The sequence below is a fragment of the Thermosphaera sp. genome, from assembly GCF_059755995.1.
The window spans coordinates 1-5,093 of sequence record NZ_DBOUKL010000021.1; the positions used below are offsets into that span (position 1 = coordinate 1).

Below are 5,093 nucleotides of genomic sequence, written 5' to 3' on the forward strand. Positions count from 1 at the left end.
GCCTACAGGGATCGTGAAACCGGAGAAGTCTCGTTCACCGGTAGAGGGAAATCCGTAAACCTGGATGACTACGACCCGTTCCCATACTGGAGAGGTATCGTGAACCCTATAGAGATCACGAGAGGCTGCTCATTCGGATGCTTCTACTGCCAAGTCTCCTACCTTCACGGCTTCACTCTAAGACATAGGAGTGTCGAGAAAATAGTTAACTATGCTGAGATTTCGATGAAGCTTGGATTAAAAGATTTAAGATTCATCTCCCCAGACAGCCTCTCCTACGGCTCACCGTATTCAACAAACCCTGTTAACATGGAGAAGATCGTATTTTTAATGGAAAGCCTTCACGCTAAAACCGTTCAATACGGGGGAAGAATATTCTTCGGATCCTTCCCCAGCGAGGTTAGGCCAGAGCATGCTCAGGAAGATGTTTTAAGAATTATACGAAAATATGTTGCCAACAAGGAGTTGATCATCGGAGGGCAATCAGGGAGTGAGAGAATGCTCAAGCTGGTTAAAAGAGGCCACGGAGTTGGTGAAATAGAATCAGCTGTAGACTCAGCGTTGAGAACAGGCTTCACGCCCAGCGTGGACTTCATAGTAGGGTTTCCCGGCGAGACCGAGGAAGATATGCTTTCCACTTTAAAACTGGCTGAAAAATTAGTTGGTAAAGGAGCTAAGATACATCTCCACTACTACATCCCCCTACCTGGAACACCGTTAGGGTTGAAAAACCCCTCTCCCCTGCCTGTCAAGGTTAGAAAAGAGTGGAGCAGGCTCGTGGGTGCTGGAAAGGCTTACGGCTCCTGGTTAACTCAGGAAACCCTTTCAAAGAAAATCATTGAGCTATACGAGAAAGGCTTCGTATATCCAAGGAAAGCGGGTCTTGCCAGCGCCCAGCTTCTTCATCCTTCAGGCTGAAAAACCTTAGGTCATCCCCATAGAGAATTCTTTGAAAAAGAGTTTTAAAACAATTTTATTATTTCTCCAAGCCAATAATCATAGTGGGGGTGGGTTTTGAACCCTGTTCTCCAAAAAGTTATGGAAACTCTTCGCAAAAACATTGAAGAATCCTCAAAAGGGGTTATTCTTCAAGTAAGGGTTGAACCCGGTTCCGAGCCCAAGGGTTTCACCATAGAGTCTGATGAACTGGTTTTCAAAACCTCCGAGCCTGCTGAGCGGGGACGCGCTAATGCTTCGTTGATAAAGTACTTGTCCAGGGAGCTTAAGATTCCTGTTTCAAAGATCGATATAGTGTACGGTCAGCGTGAAAAGTTGAAGAAGATCCTTATAATGGATGAACCAGCTGATAAAATTGTTGAGAAGCTTGCCAGGGTTGTAAATCTCATCTAATCTTTTCTCAAAATCGTGAATAGAGGCGGGCTGATCCACTCGCTTTTACAGCGCGGGCACCTGGAGGGTTTTTTAGGCTTGTCGAGATCTTTGAAAACATACCCGCACTTCCTACAGTAAGGAGGCTCCATACCAAGGTATTCTCTCCCTTTCGAGCGGGCTTTAACTGTTCTCGCAATATGCTCCAGGTGCTCATAAACATCTCTAGGGGTTAAGTCCTCTAAACCGAGGAGGCTGATGATCTCCTCCACGCTCAAAGGCTTCGAAGCCTTATACAGGAGGGTGAGTATTCTCTCCCTAGTGGTTGACTCCTCATTCTCCACGCGTACCACCCTCTTAAAACTCTTTATACTTTAACGACATGTATATACTATATGGTGATGGATTTATGGGTAAGAGCTGGGTTAGAGAAATCTATGCTAAAAAGCTTCAAGAAATGATTGAGAGGGGGGAGATCTGGGAGATAAGGAGGTTGAACGGCCCCACAGGCCCCCGCGCGCTTGTGAACGGTAGGGAAATGATCATTCTATCCTCAAATAATTACTTGAACCTAGCTAATGACCCGCGGTTGAAAAAAGCAGCCGTCGAGGCGATGGAGAAGTATGGCTGGGGACCGGGGGCTGTATGGGCTATTGCAGGTTATCATGAACTCTTGGACGAACTCCATAGAAAGATAGCGGAGTTTAAGAGAACAGAGGCCGGGCTTGTCTTCCCAACAGGCTTTGCTGTTAACGCTGGCACAATCCCAGCAATCGTGGAGCAGGGAGATGTTATTTTATCCGACGAGCTGAACCATGGAAGCATCATAGACGGGATAAGGCTTTCAAGGGCTGAGAAAGTTGTGTACAAGCACTGCGACGTGGGCGATCTTGAGGATAAGCTTAGGCAGGTTCACGGGAAGTATAACAAGATACTCATAGTCACAGACGGCGTCTTCTCGATGGATGGCGACATAGCGCCTCTCGATAAAATAGTTAAGCTGGCCAGGGAGTTCAACGCAATGGTGTACGTTGACGATGCCCACGGTGAAGGAGTGTTAGGAGATGGGCATGGAAGCCCTGCACACTTCGGCGTTGACGAGGAGGTAGACTTCCACGTGGGCACGTTCTCTAAAGCCCTTGGATCCTCGGGCGGCATGATAGGAGGGGATTATGAGGTCATAGAATTCATTAGAAACAAGGCTAGAACATGGCTCCTCAGCACAGGATTCCCTCCAGCGGTGGCAGCAGCTAACTTGAAAGCTCTCGAGATAGTGATGACGGAGAAGGAGAGAATCAGGAGGCTGTGGGACAACAGGAACTACTTCAAGAAAAGGCTTGATGAAATGGGGTTCAACACTGGTAAGAGCCAAACGCCAATAGTGCCCGTGATAGTCGGAGACACTAAGAAGGCGAGGGAGCTGGCGAAAATGCTCTGGAACGATGGCATCTTCGTGGTCCCAATAGTGTACCCAATGGTGGCGAGAGGGACAGAGAGAATTAGAAACCAGGTTAACGCTGGACACACGATTGAAGACCTAGATAAGGCTTTAGCAGCCTATGAGAAAGCCGGTAGAAAACTCGGACTGATCTAGGTGACGCAACCTATGAAGAGAATCCTGGTTATTGGCGCAACAGGACAGATCGGCACCGAGCTGGTTCCAGCTCTACGCAAGCTATACGGGAACGATAACGTGGTGGCTGGATACCATAGCAAGCCGCCCACAGGCAAGCTGACAGAAGGCCCTATAGAGCAGGTGGACGTCCTGAGCAGGGAGTCTGTCGAAAAAGCTATCAAGAAGTACGATATCAACGAAGTATACCATATGGCTGCAATCCTGTCAGCTGCCGGGGAGAAAAACCCTCAGCATGCCTGGAGGGTTAACATGGATGGATTATATATCGTGCTCGAGCTGGCGAGAGAGTATGGTTTCAGGATCTTCTGGCCGAGCTCCATAGCAGCTTTCGGACCAAGCTCTCCAAAAGTCAACACCCCCCAGGTAACCATCATGGATCCCACAACAATGTACGGGATCACAAAGTATGCTGGTGAACTGTTGACAAGATACTACGCGTACAAGTTCAACGTTGACGTCCGCGGGGTGAGATACCCCGGGATTATAAGCAGTGAAGCCCTTCCAGGCGGTGGGACCACTGATTACGCTGTGGAAATATTCTACTACGCTCTTGAAGGGAAAAAGTACCGCTGCTACCTGAGGGAGGATACAATGCTTCCAATGATGTACATGCCTGACGCTGTGAAAGCAGCTATTCAGCTAATGAATGCTGACAGGAGCAAGCTGACGATTATGAGCGGCTACAACGTAGCAGCTTTCAGCTTCACTCCGAAGCAGCTAGAGCTTGAAATCAAGAAGTACATTCCGGATTTCAAGGTAGAGTACGCCCCTGACTTCCGCCAGAAGATTGCTGATTCATGGCCTAAATCGCTTGACGATAGTGTGGCGCGAAGCGAGTGGGGCTGGAGCCCTGACTGGAGTTTTGAAGCCATGGTTAAGGATATGTTGGGCAAGCTTGCATACAGGCTTGGTAAGACTGAAATTTTGGAGAGAATTAAGTAGTTTCTCCAACCAATATTTTTACCTGATTAGAAGACTCAATACCTCCTCGAGATCTTCCACAACATATTTAGCATGCTCACACGCAATCCCGCACGGCTTGACAGCGATAGAGATGCCTACTTGCTTGAAAACAGGGATATCCCACTTGCTGTCTCCAACATAAGCCACACTCTCCATTCTATACCCTTTGGATTCAGCGAGCTTTTTAATTACAAGCCACTTCTCCTTTAAAGGAACCCTGGCAACACCCCCTGGCACCAGCTCGTCATTAACAAATAACACGTCGTTGAATAAGCAGTCGCTAACCCCGAGCTCCCTGCAGATCCGGGAGACGAGGATGCCTATGCCACTGCTCACCACGGCGACAGGGTAGTTGTTCCTGAGCAGTTCACCTACAACTCTAGCCGCTGATTTCTTAGGCTTAATCTTTGAGAAAGCCTCCTCCACATGGTGCTTCTTGATAGGGGAGCCGAAGCTGTGTATCATCAGTGATATATCTATCTTCATCCAGTCTAGATAGCTTATCAACCCTTTCTCGTATAGTTCAGCGAAATACGAGTTGTCACGGCTACCGAAGAATTCGTGTAGGACCCGCCAACTACTATTGTTCTCGGTTAGGACACCGTCGCAGTCGAAAACCACTAGGGGCTTCATAACTTACCTATCACCGTTTTAAAATCATCTGGCTTAAGGGTAATTAATGATTACAGATCTAACGCGAACTAGGGCATTCGAGAATACTCTGCAAATCCCTGGACAAGAGGCTGGGATCGTCCTCTTTGAGCTCGATAACCATGTTAACCACGATCTTTTTCCTGTAAAACTTGATCTTCGCAAACCTGCCCTCTCCTAGCTCAACCCTGACCTCTTTCCTATCAGGATCCGACTCCATGTTAGGATACTTAGACTTCAGTAATGTAATCAACTCCCCTATGCTTCGACCCCGGTTATTCTTTCCATGACTACCTGCCTTATTATTCTTCAACATGCTTATCCTCGACTCCAAAGCCTTTGAGACTTCGACATAGTCGCGGTAAGCTTCCAACGCCTCCTCGAGTATTTTCACCAGCGCGTTTCTAAGACCATATGTATCGAAAACTTTGACCAAGTTATTGAACTCATCGCTCCTTAAGAATTGAGCTAATTTCTCAACATCCCCGCCATATATGCAGAAATCGAATTTTCC

General features: G+C 47.6%; 6 protein-coding genes and 1 pseudogene. 4 read left to right on the top strand and 3 right to left on the bottom strand.

The window, feature by feature from the left end; genetic code table 11:
- The coding region (locus AC3OH0_RS02065; RefSeq protein ID WP_498344575.1) for a TIGR04013 family B12-binding domain/radical SAM domain-containing protein at positions 1-918 on the top strand (918 nt) is incomplete at its 5' end.
- Between the two features lie 96 nt (positions 919-1,014).
- Positions 1,015-1,350: a DUF167 domain-containing protein gene (locus AC3OH0_RS02070; RefSeq protein WP_498344576.1), complete on the top strand. Its 336-nt coding sequence runs from the start codon at positions 1,015-1,017 to the stop codon at positions 1,348-1,350.
- On the opposite strand, the gene AC3OH0_RS02075 is transcribed toward AC3OH0_RS02070, so the two are convergent.
- Entirely contained in the window at positions 1,347-1,673 is a 327-nt protein-coding gene (locus AC3OH0_RS02075) for a transcriptional regulator (protein WP_193436744.1), read from the bottom strand. The two genes, AC3OH0_RS02070 and AC3OH0_RS02075, sit on opposite strands and share 4 nt — an antisense overlap.
- 65 nt (positions 1,674-1,738) lie before the next feature.
- On the opposite strand from AC3OH0_RS02075, the gene AC3OH0_RS02080 reads away from it, so the two are divergent.
- Both AC3OH0_RS02080 and AC3OH0_RS02085 read left to right on the top strand, forming a co-directional pair.
- On the top strand, positions 1,739-2,923 hold the full coding sequence (locus tag AC3OH0_RS02080; RefSeq protein ID WP_193436743.1) for an aminotransferase class I/II-fold pyridoxal phosphate-dependent enzyme: 1,185 nt from the start codon (positions 1,739-1,741) through the stop codon (positions 2,921-2,923).
- 12 nt (positions 2,924-2,935) lie between these two features.
- Positions 2,936-3,907 carry an NAD-dependent epimerase/dehydratase family protein gene (locus tag AC3OH0_RS02085; RefSeq protein WP_193436742.1) on the top strand — a complete coding sequence of 324 codons (972 nt, stop codon included), beginning with the start codon at positions 2,936-2,938 and terminating at the stop codon, positions 3,905-3,907.
- Between the two features lie 18 nt (positions 3,908-3,925).
- On the opposite strand, the gene AC3OH0_RS02090 is transcribed toward AC3OH0_RS02085, so the two are convergent.
- Together AC3OH0_RS02090 and AC3OH0_RS02095 are read right to left on the bottom strand one after the other, a co-directional pair.
- On the bottom strand, positions 3,926-4,561 hold the full coding sequence (locus AC3OH0_RS02090; protein WP_193436741.1) for an HAD-IB family phosphatase: 636 nt from the start codon (positions 4,559-4,561) through the stop codon (positions 3,926-3,928).
- A gap of 58 nt (positions 4,562-4,619) precedes the next feature.
- Positions 4,620-5,093: pseudogene (locus AC3OH0_RS02095) on the bottom strand (hypothetical protein); the annotation flags it as partial.

Coding starts and splice junctions, on each gene's coding strand:
- AC3OH0_RS02080 (WP_193436743.1), top strand. CDS start 1,739: ATGGGTAAGAGCTGGGTTAGAGAAATCTATGCTAAAAAGCTTCAAGAA.
- AC3OH0_RS02085 (WP_193436742.1), top strand. CDS start 2,936: ATGAAGAGAATCCTGGTTATTGGCGCAACAGGACAGATCGGCACCGAG.
- AC3OH0_RS02090 (WP_193436741.1), bottom strand. CDS start 4,561: ATGAAGCCCCTAGTGGTTTTCGACTGCGACGGTGTCCTAACCGAGAAC.